Raw genomic sequence first — 2,398 nt, forward strand, 5'->3', positions numbered from 1 at the left:
CCTTCTCCCCGTCCCTATACGGGGAGAAGATGCCGGCAGGCAGATGAGGGGCAGCGCTAACGGTTCAAGTCGATCGCGCCCAGACCCTAGCCCACAAATTGCCGCGCCAAAATCAGAACGGCCGCGCCGGCCAGAAACATCGCCATCAACCCACCGCGCAGCGAAACCACGGCGGTGACCACCAGTGCGGCCCATTCCGCCGGCCCGGCATTCAACAGTTCCGGCGCCACCAGCGTCGTCAGCACCGCCGCCGGCACGGCGTTGAGACCAGCCTCGACGCGCGGATGGATTGTTTCGAAGCGGGAGATGACCAGATGCCCGCCGATGCGCGTCAGATAGGTGGCGACCGCGCCGGCGATGATGATCCAGAAGGTCGTGCTCATGGCCGCGCCTTTACGCCGCTGTGATGGGGAGGCAGGATGACCGCCAGCAGCACACCGGCAACAGCGCCGATCGAGACATGCCAGGGCGAGCCCACGGTCTTATAGGCGATGATCGAGGCGGCGGCGCTGGCGATGACCACCGGTAGCCACAGCGGCCGCTTGCGGAAGCCCAGCACGAGACCGAGGAAATAGATCGGCAGCAGGAAATCGATGCCGAGCACATGCGTGTCGGGGATCAGCTTGCCGAACATCGCGCCAAGCGCGCTCTCGACGATCCAGAACAGATAGACCGGCAGGCCAAGTCCCAGATACCAGGCAAAGCCGACCGTCTGGCCCGATTGCGCCCGCGCTTCGGCTACCGCGAATTGCGGATCGGTGAGGATGAAATAACCAAGTGCCTGCTGGATGACAGGCCAGTGCGCGATGCGCCGGCCGATGCCTGCGGAATAGAGCACGTGGCGGAAATTGACGGCGAAGATCGACAGCACGATCAGCCACGGCGCCACATGCTGGCCGAACAGCTGGATGCCGACCATCTGGCTGGCGCCGCCATAGACCAGCGCGCTCATCAGGAAGGCTTCCAGGACCGAGAAGCCATTGTCGACGGCGAGCGCGCCGAACAGCACCGCAAACGGCGCCGACGCCACCACGACAGGCATCGACAGCCGCACGCCCTGCCAGAAATCGCTTCTATCGCCGCTCTCGGAAATTGCTTGCGCCGACATGGCCTCTCCTTGATCAGGGCCTGATGTAGGAAGCGCTGCCTGCCTTGTCACACGAATTCGCTTGAGCCAAACGATCAGCGGAAATGATCGTCGGGTTACCGGAGCCGGAGGCTAGTCAAGCGAACCCTTGCCCTCGATCGCCCTGCCCCAGTCGAGCAGCGGCTTGGCGCGCAAGGTGAAATCGACGAGTTCGTCGACCAGATCAGCCGTATGGATTCCCGCCGGATCGATGACATGCTGGACATAGAAATGCCGGTGGCGGATGGCGGCGACCAGATCGGGATCACTGATTTCCTCGAAGCCGCATGGCGTACGCTTCATACGGCCTTCGGTCTCGAGTTCAAGCCGGTTCTTCTTCAACGCCGCCACCAGGCCGCGAAAATTGTCCGGCTTTGTCGCGATGGCTTTGCGCATCGCCAGCAGCAGCGCCGGTTCCGGCTGCCACCAGGCAATGTCGGCAAAACAGCGCTCAAGCCCGATATGCACGTAGAACACACCCTGCTCCATCTTGGTGCCGTCGGGCGACAGGATGGCCGACAAATGCCTGTTGTAGGGCCGCTTGTCTTTGGCGAAGCGCACGTCGCGATTGATGCGGAACAGCGACTTCTTGCGATCACCGCGCAGGCCGAGCCCGGCCTCTTGGAAGCGTTCGGTCAGCGTGTCCACGAGATCACTGAGCGGATCGCGCAATTCCTGTTCGAACAGGTCACGGTTCTCCAAAAACCACTCTCGGCTCTGGTGGAAATCCAGCGCCTTCAGGAACGGAATGGCTTTCGGGCCGAAACCCTTGAATGCGCCGTCCATCAGGCCTTGCCGATCCGTACCAGCCAGCCATCCTCGTCGATCACCTCGATGCCGAGTTCGCTGGCGAGCTTGAGCTTGGAGCCGGCACCCGGCCCGGCGACCACCAGATCCGTCTTTGCCGAAACCGAGCCCGCGACCTTGGCGCCCAGGCGCTCCGCCATCGCCTTGGCTTCGGAGCGTGTCATCTTCTCCAGCGAGCCCGTGAACACGACCGTCTTGCCGGCGACCTCGCTGTCGGCCGAGACGTTGACGATATACGGCTTCGGCTTGACTTGGCGGAGCAACGCGTCAAGCACGTCGTCATTGCGCTCATTGCCGAAGAAGTCGCGCAACGCATCGATCACGGTATCGCCGATGCCGTTGACCGAGGGGAAAACCGTGTGTGGATCCTCCGCTGCCGCTGTCTCCTTGCCGACCCGGATCATCTCCTCGATGGTCGAGAAGGTGCGGGCAAGCACGGCGGCCGTCGTTTCGCCGATATGGCGG

4 protein-coding genes are annotated in these 2,398 nt (G+C 63.0%); all 4 read right to left on the bottom strand.

Annotation, left to right across the window (positions count from 1 at the left end):
• Window positions 1-86 precede the first annotated feature (86 nt).
• Window positions 87-383: an AzlD family protein gene (locus EN939_RS30145; RefSeq protein ID WP_127270950.1), complete on the bottom strand. Its 297-nt coding sequence runs from the start codon at window positions 381-383 to the stop codon at window positions 87-89.
• Window positions 380-1,108 (bottom strand): AzlC family ABC transporter permease, encoded by a 729-nt coding sequence (locus EN939_RS30150; RefSeq protein WP_127270948.1) that lies wholly within the window; start codon window positions 1,106-1,108, stop codon window positions 380-382. Before EN939_RS30150 ends, EN939_RS30145 begins: the two co-directional genes overlap by 4 nt.
• 111 nt (window positions 1,109-1,219) lie before the next feature.
• Window positions 1,220-1,912, bottom strand: coding sequence for a DUF2461 domain-containing protein (locus EN939_RS30155; RefSeq protein ID WP_127271312.1), 693 nt, complete (start codon window positions 1,910-1,912; stop codon window positions 1,220-1,222).
• Window positions 1,912-2,398 (bottom strand): BRCT domain-containing protein (locus EN939_RS30160; protein ID WP_272483118.1); only part of this gene is annotated, 487 nt, incomplete at its 5' end. The genes EN939_RS30160 and EN939_RS30155, both read right to left, overlap by 1 nt.

This window comes from Mesorhizobium sp. M7A.F.Ca.CA.002.05.1.1 (assembly GCF_003998335.1).
In the GTDB taxonomy this organism is placed as follows: domain Bacteria; phylum Pseudomonadota; class Alphaproteobacteria; order Rhizobiales; family Rhizobiaceae; genus Mesorhizobium.

Bases quoted from the DNA above. Each gene is read 5' to 3' on its own strand.
- EN939_RS30150 (WP_127270948.1), bottom strand. From the start codon at position 1,108: ATGTCGGCGCAAGCAATTTCCGAGAGCGGCGATAGAAGCGATTTCTGG.
- EN939_RS30155 (WP_127271312.1), bottom strand. From the start codon at position 1,912: ATGGACGGCGCATTCAAGGGTTTCGGCCCGAAAGCCATTCCGTTCCTG.
- EN939_RS30145 (WP_127270950.1), bottom strand. From the start codon at position 383: ATGAGCACGACCTTCTGGATCATCATCGCCGGCGCGGTCGCCACCTAT.